Source organism: Alloyangia pacifica (genome assembly GCF_020524285.1).
GTDB classification, from domain to species: Bacteria; Pseudomonadota; Alphaproteobacteria; order Rhodobacterales; family Rhodobacteraceae; genus Salipiger; species Salipiger pacificus_B.
Genome location: NZ_JAIVKX010000027.1, coordinates 1 through 16,704, shown reverse-complemented (window position 1 = coordinate 16,704; position 16,704 = coordinate 1). Strand labels below are relative to the sequence as shown.

The window sequence follows — 16,704 nt, the reverse complement described above, 5'->3', positions numbered from 1 at the left end:
ACGACGTCGTATGCCGTCCTCGGCTCAGTCGCTGGAGGTTACGGCCAGATCAAAGGCAGCCTGCAGAAACTTCTGAGACCGGAAAGCCGGGCCTCCGTCGAGGATCACCAGATCCGGAACACCAGATGCCCCCAACCAAGCAGTCCCGACGTCGTCCTTCTCAACATGATCAACAACTGCGGAATTGACCTGCTTGGAGCCGTGGCCGAGCGGCAAAACCAGTTCGGCGCTCTGGGTATCAGAGACAGTCATGCACAAACCTCCTTCGCTTTGAACACCAAGCTGCTGTGGTCGATGCGCTCAAAGCGCACCATCTGAAGGTGTCGGGACCGGATCAGCCGAACGAGCGCGCGAAAGCCCATCCCATCAAGGCCGGTTTGCTCGACCAGGCTCTCAATCGTGACCACACCGGCCATCCGGCCGACGGTATCCCGGGCCACGGGATCGCCGAAGCAGTCCGGCCGCCGCACCGAATGGAAGAGCTTCGCGTTGAAAAGTTCGACCGGGCAGACATCCAGTTCCGTGAACAGGCGGAAGTCGTCGAGCGCCCCCTGCCCGATGGCCTGCTCCTTCACGCGAGCCAGAAGCGCCAGATAGGTCTCTTTCGCTCGTGCCATGGGACGCACCGCATAACCCACAGTTTTACCATCGGCCTCCTTCACGACGAGATCGATGTAGTGATTGTGGATTTCACCATCGTCATCGTACCATTCGAACAAGACCTGCTCGATCAGCTCTCCGGTCTCAGGGCGCGCTGCCAGCAGTAGAGCAGCCTTCGCCTCGAGATGGCTCTCAATGCCAGTGCGAAATCCAGGCCCATCGCCAAGAACGATGCATCCAGTGAAATGCGCAGTCGAACCGACCTGGGTGGCCCGGTTACCCCGGCTCGGGTTCGGCAGCGTGACGCCGCTGCCAAGCGAAAGATTGGACATGATTTCTTCTTTCGAGATCAGGTGACGCACCCCGGGATTTCGGAGCGCAGGTGATCTTCGGAACCGTCTGCTGTCTGAAGGAGACGATGCTGCCGTTTGGGCCCATATCTGAGCTCCAGGCAAGCCGGTCCCATTGCCATGCGAGGACATGGCCGGTGGAAGATCTTCATTTCGTCGGAAGAACCCTGTCCTTGAAACCGCAGCGTCTTACTGCTACGCTATTCGTGACAATGGGTGGACTTGGGTCTGCCGATGGAACGGCGATCTGTTGGCGCAGATCGCTGTTTTCAATTGGTTAGCTCTTCATCAGACCATCCTTTCTGCCTGGGTCTCGCGTGCCTCGTTACGTTAGCGGAAGCACGAAGAAAGCCGAACAACTTTCTTAAGCCACTTCAAGTACTTAGATAATCTCCCTAGGCACATTTTTCGCATCTCCAAATCCGCGTACCTTGCGTGCTTCCAGACTTAGAACATCAAAATCTGGGGGTCCTCTTTCGACGTAAAGTCCCAGATCGATCCGCGAAAATACACCATCCTAACGAGCCTTTCATAATTGCAATTACAGCCTTGCGATTCATCGAGGGAAGATTTCTGCCTGAAGAACCGCAACTTCAAGACTTATCTGGCCAAGAGAATCATGCCGACAAGGCTCTTCGGCATGCGGTGTTCAGGAGTTTTCATCCCAGAGCAGCCCTTCTTTCATATCCACACCCTCGATGCGAAGGTGACCTGTTTCCGAAACCGTTTCTTCGCCAAGAGGCGAAGCAAGAAGGCCGGACCCGACAAGGTCGGTTTACGTCATATGACCCGTATGGATCGGACCAGGATATGATGCTGCGTCTGTTGCATGAATTGAGACCTAGTGAACGGCTCAGCTGGTTTCCATGAATATCGGTGCATTCAACGGTCGCCCTTTTCGGCACGTGCCTGTCATGCAACAACTTTTGCAAGAGTGAGTGAGGCGTATTGTATCTGCTTGCATGCCTGATAACAGAACTCCCTATCAGGGCATGTTTCTCAATCCCCGCTGATAGGGAAAGAGCCTCGCAAGGCGCTGTGAGCCAGGTGCGCCGCTGGAACGGGTTAAGTCCTCAGTAAGAATTTTCTCCACACGCCCTTGAAAATCTCTTCTGAGATCACTCTCGGAGCTCAGTGAAGCTCACCAGCATGCGTAAGAGGCAATAGCATGCTCTTACGACCGTTGCCGGGTTGCACCCTCCGCCTGGCCAACCTTGGGGCTGCTCGTGTGTCAGACCTGAGTGTCCGGTTCCGGCGGCCTCTGATACCGCCATGGTCACCTGCCTGGAAAGAACCCTTCCGGCGCTCGGCCAAACAGAGCATTCCGACAGACCTAAGATTTTTCTTCCTCCAGGTGCATCCAAACGGTCCCGAGCCCGAGTCCTAGGAGTATCGAGCCCGCGGAATGGCCGCGCTCGAGACTTGAGGAGACTGAACGATGCACAAGACCTTTTCCGCCCTGACCCTGCTGCTCACCACTTCTGCTGCCACCGGTGCGCTGGCCGACGATCATGGCGCGATGACCGCGATCGGGCTCAGCGGAGACAAGATGCTGCACGTGATCGACACGAGCTCTGCCATGGTGACGGAGTCCATGGACGTCACCGGTGTCGATCGGCTGCTGGGCATCGACCTGCGCCCCTCGACCGGGCAGCTGATCGGCGTCAGCGACACATTCGACATCGTCGAGATCGATCCCGAGACCGGGGCGGCCACCGTGATCTCGACCATGGACAAGCAGCTGCCGATCGCGGGCGATGCGCCGGTGATCGTCGACTTCAACCCGATGGCCGACAAGCTGCGCTTCATGTCGGGCACCACCAACCACCGCGTCGACATCGAAAGCGGTGCCGTGACGGTGGACGGCTCGCTGGCCTTCGAGGAGGCCGACATGCACGCGGGCGAGGCCCCGGCCATCGTTGCGGCGGCCTATATCAACAGTTTCGGCAAGCCCGAGAGCACAGCGATGTACGACATCGACAGCACCATCGTCGCGCTGATCCGGCAGACCTCGCCGAATGACGGCACGCTGGCCGCGGTCGGCAAGCTGGGTATCGAGGGCGCGGAACACTACGCCTTCGATATCGCCACCGATGCCGAGGGCATCAACACCGCCTGGCTCGTGGCTGCGGGTCAGTTGCACACCGTCTCGCTCGATGACGGCTCCGTGCAGGAAAGCTGGGATATCGAAGGCGCCGACGGCGCGATGCTGCGCGACATCACCTTCATGACCGCAGAGATGTGAGGTCTCGCCCTACGTCTATGTCGGGCGCAGGCTGCATGCCTGCGCCCGGCTCGAACGGGTCACGCAAATCGGCAACGTCTCTGCGCGCATCTGGCCCTGCCATCTCGTGTAAATTGACAGGCCTGCAAGCGGTCTCTAGCCGTAGTCCCATTGCCGCTGCGCAAGAGGGCGGCACAGGGAGAGCAGGAAGTCACGTGACGGATCATGCAGCCTTGATCAGGGCCTGCGCCGGGGGCGACAAATCCGCCCTGCGCGGCATCATGACGGCGGAGGGCGGGCGCATGCTCGGTGTCGCGCGTCGCATGCTGGGCCGGGTCGACCTTGCCGAAGACGCGGTGCAGGAGGCCCTCGTGCTGGTCTGGCGCCGGGCGCATCAGTTCGACGAGAGCCGGGGCAGCGCCAAGGGCTGGCTCTACACCATCCTGCGCAACCGTTGTCTGACCATGCTGCGCAGCGAGGACCGCGAAGTGCCGACCGAGCCGCAGGCAATCGACCGCGCCTCCGAGGGCGCCCTGGTCGACGCGGCCTTCGACAGGCTGCCCACCTCGGCAGACCTGCGCGGGTGCCTGGAAGGGCTTGATGAGGCGACACGGCGTGCGATCCTGTCCTCCTACGTACTCGGACACAGCCACGGCGAGATCGCCGGGCGGCTGGCAACGCCGCTGGGCACGGTGAAGGCACGTATCCGGCGCGGCCTGCTCAAGCTGAGGGAGTGTCTGTCATGACGGACCGTTCTCTTGATCTGCTGATCGACGAGGTTGTGCTCGGGCTCGCCTCGGAGGCTGATACCGCGCGTCTGGAGGAGCTCGCCGCGCGCGATCCCGAGGTGGCCCAGCGGCTTGCAAGGGCGCGTGACCGCTTCGCCCCGCTCGACGAGACAGCCGACGACCTGCCGCTGCCGGAGGGTTTCTGGAATCGCCTCGCGCCGCGGCTGGATGTATCGGAGGAGGCGTCGCCTCCCCCGGAGCCTGAAACGGCTGGCGCCGAGGTGATCGACCTTGCCCCGCTGCGCGCACGCCTGAACCGCTGGCGCCGCGCCGCCGTGACCGGGATCGCCGCCAGCCTGCTGCTGGCCTGCCTGCTGGGCTGGTCGATGCTCACGCCATCTGATCCCTTGGTCGTGGCGGTGCTGCTGGATGACCGCGGCGAAGCCATCGCGCTTGTCGAAAGCGGCCCGGACAACACCACACGCGTGACCCTGCTCGAGCGGCCCGATGTGCCCGCGGGCCAGGTGATGCAGGTCTGGACCAAACCCGACGACGACGGACCTCCCGTCTCGCTGGGCCTGCTCTCCACCGGCCTGTCACGCGTATTGAGCGTCGAGGGCCTGCCCGAGCCGCATCCGACGCAGCTCTACGAGATCACCTTCGAGCCCGCTGGCGGCTCGCCGACCAACCTCCCGACCGGACCCATCCTCGGCAAGGGGCTGGCCAAGGAGCCGGTGACCTAAGACAGGCGTAGTGTCTCGCGATCCGTTGGGATTGGGGAGCACCGAACGAAGATCGCCGCAGGACCTCGTAGTCGTCGTGTTCGAAGAGAACACCTGCGTGCAACCATCGCCGAACAGCGTCATCTCAGCGGCATAAGCTAATAGTCCCGCCGAATTGGGCGTCGTCTGGTGAGCGGAGTTCTCGGGCTTCAGGGCTCACCCCCTGGTCTCATCATCCATGAGGGCGTCCCAATAGGGCCGGCGCCCGACCGTCTCCGACATGAAGTCGAGAAACGCGGTCACCTTCAAAGATCGCATCCGGTTTTCCGGAAAGAGCATGTGGATGGCGCCGTCTTCGACGTCGGACAGCGCCTCCCATTCGGCAAGGAGCGGCAGCAGGCGCCCCTCCTGCAGCGGCACATGCAGCAGCCATGTCGGAAACAGAACCAGCCCGTGCCCGGCTTCCGCCGCCGCGATCAGGCTGTCCGCGTCGTTGCTGCGCAAATCGCCGGTGACGTGGTGACGGGTGTATCTGCCCTTCGCCGTGCGAAACAGCCATGGCCGGGCGCCATGTGTGCCCCTGTAGGTCAGGCAGTTGTGGCTCGAAAGCTCTTCTGGAGATTTCGGACGTCCGCGCCGTTCGAGATATTCGGGTGCAGCTGCGAGCACATGCCTCTGCCCTGCGAGCTTGCGGCTGATGAGATTGGAATCCTCGAGCACCCCGACACGGACAAGAACGTCCGCACCGTCGGCGACAGGGTCTACAAAGGCATCGGTCAATGTCAGTTCGACCTCAAGTGCCGGATGCCGCGCCTGGAACGTCGCGAGATGCGGCGCGATGTGACGCCGGCCGAAGGCTACCGGTGCATTGAGGCGCAACGTGCCCCTTGGCTCCCGCGCGCCGACGCGCACCTCCTCACCGGCCGTGTCGAGTAAGGCCAATGCCTCGCGTACAGAGCTCAGGTACTGTGTGCCGTGGTCGGTGAGACGCACCGCCCGCGTGTTGCGCACCAGCAATCTTTGGCCCAGTCCCGCTTCAAGGCCGCTGACATGGCGTGAGACCGAGGAGACCGGGAGACCCGCCCTCCGCGCAGCCTCACTGAAACTGCCATGGGTGGCCACTTCGACGAAGAGGCGAAGGCTGGCCAGCGTTACGTCATTGCCCATTTTGCAAAAATGCTTTCCAGATGTCCTGAATTGTTGTCCATATTCGATTGAAGTAGCTGCCTCCACAAGTCAACGGAGGCACAATGAAACAAATCCTTACGCTTTGCGTGGTGTTCGCAGCCGGTATGGGGCTTTCCGTCGAGGCGGGGCTGCTCGGGCCGCTCGGTGAGAGGGTCGGCCATATGTCCGCAACGCTCTGCATCTTCCTTGTCGGCAGCCTGCTGCTGTCGTTGGCGCTTATCTTCGCTCCGCGCCGCGCGTTACCCGAGCTTTTTGCCCAGCCGCGCTGGATGCTCACCGGCGGCGTGCTCGGGCCGGTCTACGTGGTGATCATTACCAGTGTGACGCCTCTGCTCGGGGTGGGGACCACGATGGTGGCCATCCTGTTCGGACAGATCGCCGCGGGACTGCTCCTCGACCATTTCGGCGTTTTCGGCGTGGCGCGGCAGCGGGTCGACGGATACCGGTTGGGCGCTCTCGTCCTCATCGCCGCAGCACTTGCACTCATTCACTGAAGGGACCCGAATGCTTACCTCTCTCCTGATCCTTCTGGCGCTGCTCGGCGGCGTCACCCTGTCGGTGCAGTCTTCGGTCAACGGTCGGCTCGGCGGGACCGTCGGCGTTCTCGCGACGGCCTGGCTGACTTTCGTGCTCGGCGCGCTGATCAGTGTCCTGCTGGTGCTCTTCGCGCAGCCTCCGCGGGATATGACATTGCTCGATGCGCCGCGCTGGCAACTCACCGGGGCGTTCTTCGGTGTGTTTTACATTGTCGCCATGGTGTTCTCGGTACCGCGCGTCGGCATCGCCGCAGCCACCGTCGCAGTGATCACCGGACAGCTTGCGATGAGCGTGCTGATCGACAATTTTGCGTGGCTCGGCAACGACCGCATTCCGCTGGACCCGCAGCGATGGGGGGCGATCGCGCTGCTCTTTGCGTCCATGGCGCTGATCTACTTTGGCAATCGCAAACGCGAGAGCGCGCACGCCAAGGGCTGACCCGGCCGTGCATCAAGCTAGCTGCCCTTGAAAGGACAGTCTCGGAGCGCCCTCCAAAGGCGGCTGCGCTCCGCTAGGAAAGGACGCGACATGACCAAGACAGTCACCGTGGCGGGCGCCTCCGGCCTCGTCGGATCGAATATCGTCAAAGAGGCGCTGGAGCGCGGCTACCATGTGAACGGCACGCTGCGCGACGCCTCGGACGAGAGCAAGACCAAATGGCTCATGGCCCTGCCCGGCGCCGCGGACCGGCTGACGCTCTTCTCGGCGGAAACCAGCGACAGTGCCAGCTTCGACGCGGCCCTGCAGGGAGCGGACGCGGTGTTCATCGCTTGCTTCCCGCCGATCTACAAGGCCGCCGACGGCACGCCTGCCAAGGAATTGGACCGGGCGCGCGGCTATGCGGAGATCGTTGCCCCGGTGCGCGACGGCTGCCTCAACGTGCTGGCGGCTGCCGAGCGCGCGGGCGTGAAGAATGTCCTGCTCTGTTCCTCGACCTCCTCGACCAACCCGCCCGAGGGCGTGGCGGTGAAGACCGAGACCAATGCCGTGTCGGACGCCGAATTCCAGATGAGTGAGGGCAAGTTCACCTCGGCCGAGAAGATCGTCATGGAGACCGCCGCGCGCGACTTCTGCGTGCGGCACGACATGCGCCTCGCGATCTTCCTGCCGACGATGATGCTGGGCCCGGTGATCCTGCCGCAGCATCTCGAGGGCGACAGCGCGGGCTTTGTCACCAGCGCCGTGCGCGACGGCCAGACGCGGCACGACAAGGTTCCCGCCGGATCGATGTCGGTGAGCCATATCGGTGATGTGGCCAAGCTCTTCCTCGCCGCCTACGAGAGTGGCGCGCGGGGGCGGTTCTTTGCGGTCTATGGCAGCGTGCCCTGGCGCGATCTCTATGCCGAGTTGGGCAAGCACGTACCCCGCGAGATCATGCCCGCCCCGCTTGAAGGCGAGCCCGAGGAGCGCACACGCTTCGACTTCACCCGCCGCGACAGCCTCGGCGTTGCGATGCGTGACATTCCTTCGGTCATCGCCGAGACCTGCGACTGGCTGAAGAGCAAGCCCTTCGGCTGAGATCTCCGTCCCAGCGCGCGACAATTCTCAGGGCCAGCTTTATTCCGGCTGGTCCCTTCTCCGTGACGCGGCAAGCGGCGCCGCGACTGTAACACCGTTTTATCGAAACTCCCATCGGCGATCGCTGCGCCGCCGCAGGTCCGCTTCGAGCCCATTCTTGCCGGAGGTTTCCATGGCGAAGCGTAACCCATGCAGTCCCGCATAGAGAATTCCGATCAGGTTAGATGACCACCCTGTGCTGCCATGTCGCGTTAGGTGGAAACGCCGCCCGAAGCCTTGCAACGCATCACGATAAACTCCATCCGTCTATTTTTTTATTTAGTAAATTTACTTTGACAGGATCGTCATCACCGCCTACGCTACAACAGGACTTGGGAGGAGAACCAATGACCAGACTCAGACTCAACCGGCGTCGCTTTCTCGCGACGTCCGCAGCTGCCGGCACCGCCTGCCTCGGCGCACCGCTCTACGCACAAACCCGCGAACTTGTGATCATTTCAAACCGTGGCAACCCCGACCAGCGCGCGGCGCTTGAGGCCCTTGCCAAGGAGTTCGGCACCTCGGCGGGCGTCAAGGTGTCGGTCAACAACATGGACCACGAAGCGCACAAAACGGCGATCCGCAACTACCTCGTTGCCAGCCCGCCCGACATCAACTTCTGGTTCTCTGGCGAGCGGATGCAGGGCTTCGTCGAGCGCGGACTCTTTTCCGACATTACCGATCTCGTGGAGCAGAACGGCTGGGCCGACGTGGTGCCTGCAATGGGCGCGACAACCGTCGACGGTCGCATCTACGGCCTGCCGACCGCCGGCCTGCTCTGGGGGCTTTGGTACCGGCAGGACGTCTTCGACGAGAACGGCTGGACGCCGCCTGCGACCGCAGAGGATTTCTTCACCTTCGGCGAGACCGCCAAGGCGGCGGGAATGACACCCTTCTCCATCGGCACAAAGAACATGTGGCCCGCCGCGGGCTGGTTCGACCACATGAACCTGCGGATCAACGGGCTCGAGCACCACAAGGATCTCATGGCCGGGCGCATCGCCTATACCGACGCCAGCCTGATGAAGGTCATGGAGCCCTGGACCGAGCTGGTGAACGCGGGTCTCTTCCTCGAGAACGCGACGTCCTATGCCTGGGAACAGGCTGCTGCGACGCTGGCGCAGAAGAAGGCGGCGATGATGGATCTGGCCGGGTTCATCAGCTACGGCTTCCCTGAAGAGGATCGCGGGCAGCTGCGCTTCGCGCCCTTCCCCACCTACGATGCCGGCATGGGCCGCTACGAGGACTTCTCGGTCGACTCGATCCACATCCCGGCGGGCGCAAAGAACCCCGAGGTGGCGCGCGAGTTCCTGACCTATTTCTACCAGCCCGACACGCTCTGGAGCTATCTCGAGCCCGACGGGAACCTGCCCGCCCGCACCGACATCGACGTGTCGGGCAATCACATCATGTCCGAGTCGAAGAAGGGTCTCGTCGGCGTCGACGGCACTTCGCAGTACTATGACCGCGACACCAATCCGGACGTGGCGCAGGCCGGGCTCAAGGGCTTCCAAGAGTTCATGGCGCGGCCCGACAGGGCCGAGCGCATCCTGGCCGACATCGAGCGGGCCCGCGCGCGCGTCTACGGCGCGCTCTGACGGCCGCCCTCCCGCGCGGACGGCAGCCCTCACCTGCCGTCCGCCACAACTTTTCCCAATCGGACCGAACAATGCTCCGCAATCGCCGGAAACTGCTTCACCGCGCGACCCCGGCCCTGCTGCTCGCACCGGGACTGCTGCTCTTTCTCGTCGTCATCGTCTTCTCGGCGCTGCGCACCTTCTGGATTTCCCTGCACGTCTGGGACGGCTTCGGCGACATGGCCTGGGCTGGCCTCGCCAATTACGTCGAGCTCTGGGGAGACCCGCAGTTCTGGGTATCGCTGCGCAATAATGTCATCTGGCTGGTAGTCTTCCTGCTGGCGCCCCCGCTCGGGCTCGCCATTGCGCTGCTTGTCAACCAGAAGATCCGCTCGATGCGCCTGGCCAAGTCGCTGTTCTTCATGCCGCTGGTGCTTTCGACCGTCACCGTCGGCGTCATCTTCGTGTGGTTCTACGACCCAACCTATGGCCTGCTCGCGCTGATATTCGATGCCTTCGGCGGCACCGCCCCGGCGGTCCTGTCGAGCGATACATGGGTGACGCTTGCGGTGGTCTTCGCGGCGCTCTGGCCCCAGGTCGCCTTCTGCATGGTGCTGTTCCTCGCCGGGCTCAACAACCTCGACGAGGAAATCATCGGCGCGGGCCGCGTCGACAATGCGCGCGGCTGGCAGATGCTGCGCCACGTGGTGCTCCCGCAGTTGCGGCAGGTCGCCTTCATCGCGGTGGCGATCTCGATGATCGGGGCGCTGCGCTCCTTCGACATCATCGCCGTGATGACCAGCGGCGGCCCCTTCGGCTCGTCCACCAACCTCGCCTACCAGATGTACGAAGAGAGCCTGTTTTCCTACCGCTTCGGCTACGGCGCGGCTCTGGCGACGGTGCTCTTTGCCATCATGATGGTGTTCATCGTCTGGTACCTGATCCGCCTTCTGCGTGACGAAAGGGGCGCGTGATGTACCCTCGCCAAATTCCCGAGTCCCGCCCCGCGTCGCGACTGCTCTATGCCACGGGTGTCTGGGCCGTGCTGCTGCTTTGGCTGATGCCGGTCTTCGCCATCATCCTCACCGCCTTCCGGACATTCGAGGACGTCATGGCGGGCAACTACTGGGGCTGGCCGACCGAAATCAACTTCTGGGGCAATCTCACCGCGGTCTTCACTCAGACCGACATGCTGGACTACTTCGTCAACAGCCTGATCATCACCATCCCCTCGACGGTGCTGGTGCTCGTACTCTCGACGATGACCGGCTACGTCCTGTCCCGGCACCGCTTCCCCGGCGCGACGCTGCTCTTCTCGGTGTTCATCGCGGGCAACTTCCTGCCGCAGCAGGTGTTCATGATCCCGGTGCGCGACCTGATGGTCTCGCTCGGTCTCTACGACACCTTCGGCGCCCTGATCATCTTCCACGTCGCGTTCCAGACCGGCTTTGCGACGCTTTTCATGCGAAACTTCATCGCGGCCCTGCCGCATGAACTCTTCCAGGCGGCGCGCGCCGAAGGCGCAAGCCCCTGGCAGATCCTGATCCAGATCGTCGTGCCGCTGGTGCGACCCGCGCTCGCCGCGCTGGCCATCCTGCTCTTCACCTTCATCTGGAACGACTACTTCTGGGCAATCGTGCTCACCCAGACAGACGCGGTGAAGCCGGTGACCGCCGGGCTCGCCAACCTGCGCGGCGAATGGGTCTCGTCCTGGAACGTTGTCTCCGCCGCCACTCTCTTCGTCGCCATCCCGCCGGTGGTGATGTTCTTCCTGATGCAACGCCACTTCGTCGCCGGCCTGACCATGGGCGCGGTGAAGGGCTGAGGACTGCCAATGTCAGACGTCAAACTAACCTCCGTTCAGAAACACTACGCGGGCTTCCACGCGCTCAAGGACATCGAGCTGTCGATCGAGCCGGGCGAGTTTGTGGTGATGGTCGGCCCCTCGGGCTGCGGCAAGTCCACGCTGCTGAAATCCATCGCCGGGCTCGAGGAGATTTCCTCGGGCAGCATCGAGATCGCCGGGCGGGACGTGACCCGCGAAGAGCCCGGCGACCGGGGCATCGCGATGGTGTTCCAGAGCTACGCGCTCTACCCGCATATGACCGTGGCCGAGAACATGGGCTTCGGGCTGAAGATCATGAAGCGCCCCAAGGCCGAGATCGACGAGGCGGTTCGCCGAGCCGCCGAAATCCTGCGGATCACCGACTACCTCGACAAGAAGCCCGCGCAGTTGTCGGGCGGTCAGCGGCAGCGCGTAGCCATCGGTCGGGCGATCACCCGGCGGCCGCATGTCTTTCTCTTCGACGAGCCGCTGTCGAACCTCGATGCCGCCCTGCGCACGCAGATGCGGGTCGAACTTGCGACCCTGCACAAGCGCCTCGGGGCGACGATGATCTACGTCACCCACGACCAGGTCGAGGCGATGACCATGGCCGACCGCATCGTCGTGCTTCGCGCGGGGCGGATCGAGCAGGTCGGCGCTCCGCTCGAACTCTACCGCAACCCGGTGAACCATTTCGTCGCCTCCTTTCTCGGTGCGCCGCGGATGAACTTCGTCGAGGGGCATGTCATTGCGCTGGGTGCCGGCGCAACACTCGAGGTTCCAGGGCTACCGCCCGTAACCATCCCAGCGCTTCAACCGGATCACGGGCTGACCGTGGGTGACGCCGTAACGCTCGGCATTCGGCCCGAACACCTCAAGACCAACCCCGGAGGCACGGTCGTCATCGCCGAGGCCACGATCCGGCTGGCCGAACAGCTGGGACGCGAAACGGTGCTCTACGCTGATGCCGGCGCGCTGCGCACCACCGGCTCGGACACCGGCACCGACAACGTAACCCTGCTGCTCGACGAGGGCGCGCCGCCCGCCGACGGCAGCACGATCCGCTTCGGCTTCGATCCCGCCTACGCCTATCTCTTCCGTTCCGATGGCCGCACCGTCTCGGCCCCGAAGAGCCGCACGTGAACTCCCGAACACGAAGGTAATCCACCGATGAAAAAGACCCCACCCGCGCCGCTCTCCGCCTGGCGCCCGCTCAACATCGACGAGTTCCTGATCGGCGTGCCGCATTACCCCGAGCACGTCGACGAGACCTACTGGGACCGCGACGCGCAGCGCATGGCAGAGGCTGGTTTCAACTCGGTCCGCATGGGCGAGTTCGCCTGGCATATCTGGGAGCCCTATCAGGGGCACTTCGACTTCGATCTCTTCGACCGAGCCATCGAGGGGTTGGCCAAACACGGGATCAAGACCATCCTCTGCACCCCGACGGCCACGCCGCCGCGCTGGCTGACGCAGGCCCATCCCGAGATGCTCCGCATCGACGCCAACGGCCGCACCGCCTCGCACGGCTCGCGCCAGCATTGCGACACCAGTTCGCCGGTGCTGCGCGACCATTCGCGCCGCATCACCCGCGCCATGGCCGAGCACTACGCCAACAATCCCAATGTCATCGGCTGGCAGACCGACAACGAACTCAACACCACCACCTCGATCAGCTTCTCGCCAAGCTGCGAAATCGAGTTCCGCAAGTGGTGCCACCTGCGGTACGGCACAATCGACAAGTTGAACGGGGCCTGGGGCGGCGATTTCTGGGCCACCCACTATGACAACTTCGACCAGGTGCTGCTGCCCTACCCGAACAATCCGGGACATATCTCGCCCGGGCACCGGCAGGACTACCACCGCTTCCTCGCCCATGCGACGGCCGCTTTCCAGCGCGACCAGGTTGAGATTCTGCGCGCCACCAACCCCGACTGGTTTGTCTTCCACAATCTCGGTCAACTCGAGGACATCGACTTCCGCAGCGAGTTCAGCACCGATCTCGACTTCCTCGGCTTCGACATCTACCCGATGCTCTACGACGAGATGCGCCGTCACGGCGGCCATGCCTACAGCCAGGCCCTGCATCTCGACATCTGTCGCGGCTTCACCGGCAACTTCATCGTGCCCGAACAGGCCTCGGGCTTCGGCTCGCAGCCCCTGTTCTCGACCATGACGCCCGAGCCCGGCGAGATGCGCCGCATGGCGCTGACCTCGGTGGCGCGCGGCGCGGACGGGCTGATGTTCTTCCGCTGGCGTCCCGCGCATTTCGGGGCCGAGATCTACTGGATGGGTGTGCTCGATCACGACGACCAGCCGCGCCGCCGTTATGCAGAGGCCAAGCAGTTCGCCTCCGACATCGGGTCGATCAAGTCCGACCTGATGGGCAGCTCGGTGCGCATGGACGTCGGCATCGCCGGCTCGGACTTCGACAACCAAGAGGCCTACCGCACCTACCCGATGGGCCTGCCCTCGCCGCTCGAGGACGCTACGGTGCTGCACCGTGCGCTCTACAAGCGCAACATCGCCGCCGGCTTCGTCCACCCCGAGGATGACCTCTCGCGGCTCAAGGCGCTCTATGTGCCGCACTGGCTGATGTGGGAGCAGGAATGGACCGACAATCTCCGCGCCTTTGTCGAGGGCGGCGGACTGCTGATCGCCTCAGCGATGACCGGCACCCGCACCCGCGACAACCACATCCTGCGCGAGCTTGCCCCCGGAATGGGCCTTGGTGATCTCCTCGGTGTGCGCGTCGAAGAGTTCGGGCGGGTCATCGCCCCCGGACAGGACGGCCTCTTTCTGCCACCGCAGAAGACCATGGGCTTCGGTCCCGGCGGCGCGCCGCTGCCGGCCTGCTCGACCGCGCGCAGCTACGGCATCCGCTTCGGCAACGAGACCTTCGCCGCAGCGCATCTCTACGAGAAGCTCATCGTGCAGGACGATGTCGAGGCGCTGGCCACCTGGGCCGACCGCTGGCTCGAAGGCGAGGCGGTGCTGACCCGGCGCGCGCTCGGCAAGGGCAGCGGCCACTACCTCGGAACCTACATGACCGAGGATCTCGCACAGCGATTGATCGACCAGCTCTTCGTACCTGCCGGGATATCCCCGCTGCTGCCCGACATGCCCGAGGGCATCGAAGTGACCGAGCGCACGCAGGAGGATGGAAAGCGCATGCTCTTCGTGCTCAACACCACCGAACGTCCGGTGACGGTCTCGCTCGAAGGTGGAAAGATCGATCTGCTGACGGGCGCTTCCCTAGGCACGGAGGCGCGGATCGAGGGCTACGGCGCCATCGTGCTCAGGGCCTGACCGCTTTCGTCGTCGGCCGCCTGTTCGGCGGCCGGCGCCGCTTCGAAGTCGAACACCTGCTGCACCACGACGGCAGCCGCCCCCGCCATCCAGTAGAAGCTGCTATCGTCCACGAAGACCGGCGGCGGCGTATCGCGGTAGAAGTTCTCCGCCAGCGCCGCTTCCATCGGCCGGATGAAGGCCGCGCCAAGCGCCACCGCCTCGCCGCCCAGCACGATGAGCTCGGGATCGGTGACCGTACACCACTCCGCGAGATGGCGCCCGATTGCGTCCCCGGCCTCTGCCACGAAGCTCAGAGCAGCTTTGTCCCCGGCCTCGAGCGCTTCGGCGAGAGGCTCCGAATGTGTCTCACCCCAGCGCGCCGCCAGCGACGCGGCCGAAAACCAGGCCTGCAAGCAGCCCCTTCGACCGCACTCGCACATGGGGCCGGACGGGTCGTGCAGCACATGCCCCACCTTTCCCGCCGTTCCCAATGCCCCGCGCCGCACCTTGGCGTCGGAGATCACCGCGTAGCCGATACCGTCCCCCACGGCGAGCGCCGCGAAGTTCTGGCACGCCTGTCCGAAGCCGAACATGTGATGCGCGAGCCCGAACGCCAGCGTGTCATCCTCGATGAACACCGGTAGCTCCAGCGCTTCGGAGAGCATCGAGGCGATCGGAACCTCGTCCCAGTCGAACCGATGGCTGCGGATGCACATGCCGCTGTGCGGGTCGATCCGCCCGGGCACCGACAGGCCGACCCCAAGGATCGGGCGACCGGCTCCATGCTTTGTCGTGAGCTTGGACACCGCCTCAGCGGCAACCGAGACGACCGCTTCGGGACTGACATCGGTGAGCGTAGAGCTTTCTCGGTCGATCACGTTTATCCCGAAATCGGTAAGGATGCAGTCGAGCCGCGACGGGCCGACCTTCACGCCGATGGCAAGATGCCCTTCGGTGTTCAGCATCAACGGCACCGGCTTGCGCCCGCTGCCATTGCGGCTCGAGGTGCCGGTGATCAGGTACCCTTCGTCAAGAAGATCACCGACCACATGGCCAACCGCCGCCGGGCTGAGGCCCGTGCGCTCCGCCAGTTCCGACCTGCTGAGGCCCCCGGACATCCTGATGAGGTTCAGGATCAGCCTTCGGTTTATCGCCCGGCCGGTCTTCTGATCGATCTTCTTCTTATCGGTAAAACGCATGCTACGGATGGTATTCGTTCGCCTGTGGCGACGCAATCTGAGACGTTTGTCATCGGCGCTTTGAGCGCTCACGCCCTTGAGCGGGCGCATAGTCTATTTCACTGCCAGTACATCTGGAGTCTTGCGGACAGGCCCCAAGAAGTGATCCTTCGTGCTCGATCGACATCCGCCATTCCGGGCTTTCAAAGGACTCAACGCTCGCGTCCAACACGATAGTTTCAAATGAAGCGGTATGGATTTCGCCCTTGCTTGGGAAAGTTGCTGCACCGCAGCTAATGGCCGAAAAGTCCGCGGCCTGCTCGCGGACGCAAGGCCCCTCCGAGCGCAATATCGCTATGATTGCCCAAGCCGATACAGCGCGTGAAGCGAGGCCCGTTTGCGCGCGTCCGATAAGGATGATCACCACGCAGGCTGCGCCCGTTCCCGGCAGGGAAAAGGGCTCGCCTCCCGGGCGGGCCCTTCCGTACCGTGTTTGCGGTCAGTCGTGAACCATCAGGACATTCAGGTCCAGTTCTTCCATATGAGCCATGACCCGGTCGAACCGGAATGCAGGTAGTTCGACGGGGAAGACGTGGATATCCGTCGGGTCTCCAATGTAGCGGAAGAAGGGCTCGAAGACCGCCGGGACAAGCCAGCCGAAGAACTTGGTGTAGGGCGTGTCCAGACGATAGCTGTGGACGGTGCCCGCCGTCACCTGGCAGAAGTCACCGGGGTGCAGGGTCAGCTCCTGACCGTTGACCCACAGCGTCATCCGGCCTTCGAGACAGAAGAAGTTCTCGGTATGGTGCTTGTGGTAGTGCCACGGGATCGGCTGCCCGGCGGGACCCTCGGTCATCACCGAGAAGAATGTGCCGTCCGTCGAGGCGGATGTCTGCAGGAAAGAGAAAAGCTGATCGGCAGCCACCA

Annotated in this window: 16 protein-coding genes; 11 read left to right on the top strand and 5 right to left on the bottom strand. The window is 63.5% G+C overall.

Annotated elements, in window-relative coordinates; all coding sequences use genetic code 11:
- Positions 1-24 precede the first annotated feature (24 nt).
- Both LC039_RS25990 and LC039_RS25985 read right to left on the bottom strand, forming a co-directional pair.
- A complete protein-coding gene (locus tag LC039_RS25990; protein WP_226629685.1) occupies positions 25-252 on the bottom strand; it encodes a hypothetical protein in 228 nt (75 codons plus the stop codon).
- On the bottom strand, positions 249-932 hold the full coding sequence (locus tag LC039_RS25985) for a hypothetical protein (protein WP_226629683.1): 684 nt from the start codon (positions 930-932) through the stop codon (positions 249-251). Before LC039_RS25985 ends, LC039_RS25990 begins: the two co-directional genes overlap by 4 nt.
- A 1,456-nt stretch (positions 933-2,388) precedes the next feature.
- Here LC039_RS25985 and LC039_RS25980 point away from each other — a divergent pair.
- The 3 genes from LC039_RS25980 (at position 2,389) to LC039_RS25970 (ending at position 4,645) form a co-directional block, all read left to right on the top strand.
- A complete protein-coding gene (locus LC039_RS25980) occupies positions 2,389-3,195 on the top strand; it encodes a DUF4394 domain-containing protein (protein WP_226629681.1) in 807 nt (268 codons plus the stop codon).
- A gap of 260 nt (positions 3,196-3,455) precedes the next feature.
- Positions 3,456-3,920: a sigma-70 family RNA polymerase sigma factor gene (locus LC039_RS25975; RefSeq protein ID WP_264179686.1), complete on the top strand. Its 465-nt coding sequence runs from the start codon at positions 3,456-3,458 to the stop codon at positions 3,918-3,920.
- Positions 3,917-4,645 (top strand): anti-sigma factor domain-containing protein, encoded by a 729-nt coding sequence (locus LC039_RS25970; protein WP_226629673.1) that lies wholly within the window; start codon positions 3,917-3,919, stop codon positions 4,643-4,645. Before LC039_RS25975 ends, LC039_RS25970 begins: the two co-directional genes overlap by 4 nt.
- Before the next feature lie 195 nt (positions 4,646-4,840).
- Here the strand turns inward: LC039_RS25970 and LC039_RS25965 are convergent, their stop codons facing one another.
- Positions 4,841-5,791: a LysR family transcriptional regulator gene (locus LC039_RS25965; RefSeq protein WP_226629668.1), complete on the bottom strand. Its 951-nt coding sequence runs from the start codon at positions 5,789-5,791 to the stop codon at positions 4,841-4,843.
- 83 nt (positions 5,792-5,874) lie between these two features.
- On the opposite strand from LC039_RS25965, the gene LC039_RS25960 reads away from it, so the two are divergent.
- The 8 genes from LC039_RS25960 (at position 5,875) to LC039_RS25925 (ending at position 14,617) form a co-directional block, all read left to right on the top strand.
- The gene (locus LC039_RS25960; protein WP_224907327.1) at positions 5,875-6,306 is read left to right on the top strand and encodes a DMT family transporter; all 432 of its coding nucleotides are present in this window, start codon (positions 5,875-5,877) and stop codon (positions 6,304-6,306) included.
- A 10-nt stretch (positions 6,307-6,316) separates the two neighbouring features.
- Complete coding sequence (locus LC039_RS25955) at positions 6,317-6,787, top strand: DMT family transporter (protein WP_226629666.1); 471 nt, start codon at positions 6,317-6,319, stop codon at positions 6,785-6,787.
- 90 nt (positions 6,788-6,877) lie between these two features.
- A complete protein-coding gene (locus LC039_RS25950; RefSeq protein ID WP_226629664.1) occupies positions 6,878-7,867 on the top strand; it encodes an NAD(P)H-binding protein in 990 nt (329 codons plus the stop codon).
- Between the two features lie 386 nt (positions 7,868-8,253).
- Positions 8,254-9,504, top strand: a complete 1,251-nt coding sequence (locus tag LC039_RS25945; protein ID WP_226629662.1) for an ABC transporter substrate-binding protein — start codon at positions 8,254-8,256, stop codon at positions 9,502-9,504.
- 71 nt (positions 9,505-9,575) lie between these two features.
- A complete protein-coding gene (locus tag LC039_RS25940; RefSeq protein ID WP_226629650.1) occupies positions 9,576-10,457 on the top strand; it encodes a carbohydrate ABC transporter permease in 882 nt (293 codons plus the stop codon).
- Complete coding sequence (locus LC039_RS25935; RefSeq protein ID WP_226629648.1) at positions 10,457-11,308, top strand: carbohydrate ABC transporter permease; 852 nt, start codon at positions 10,457-10,459, stop codon at positions 11,306-11,308. Before LC039_RS25940 ends, LC039_RS25935 begins: the two co-directional genes overlap by 1 nt.
- A gap of 9 nt (positions 11,309-11,317) precedes the next feature.
- Complete coding sequence (locus tag LC039_RS25930) at positions 11,318-12,451, top strand: ABC transporter ATP-binding protein (RefSeq protein WP_226629646.1); 1,134 nt, start codon at positions 11,318-11,320, stop codon at positions 12,449-12,451.
- 27 nt (positions 12,452-12,478) lie between these two features.
- Positions 12,479-14,617 (top strand): beta-galactosidase, encoded by a 2,139-nt coding sequence (locus LC039_RS25925; RefSeq protein ID WP_226629645.1) that lies wholly within the window; start codon positions 12,479-12,481, stop codon positions 14,615-14,617.
- Here LC039_RS25925 and LC039_RS25920 read toward each other — a convergent pair.
- Together LC039_RS25920 and LC039_RS25915 are read right to left on the bottom strand one after the other, a co-directional pair.
- A complete protein-coding gene (locus tag LC039_RS25920; RefSeq protein WP_226629643.1) occupies positions 14,590-15,888 on the bottom strand; it encodes an ROK family transcriptional regulator in 1,299 nt (432 codons plus the stop codon). The genes LC039_RS25925 and LC039_RS25920 overlap by 28 nt on opposite strands.
- A 388-nt stretch (positions 15,889-16,276) precedes the next feature.
- The coding region (locus LC039_RS25915; protein WP_226629641.1) for a quercetin 2,3-dioxygenase at positions 16,277-16,704 on the bottom strand (428 nt) is incomplete at its 5' end.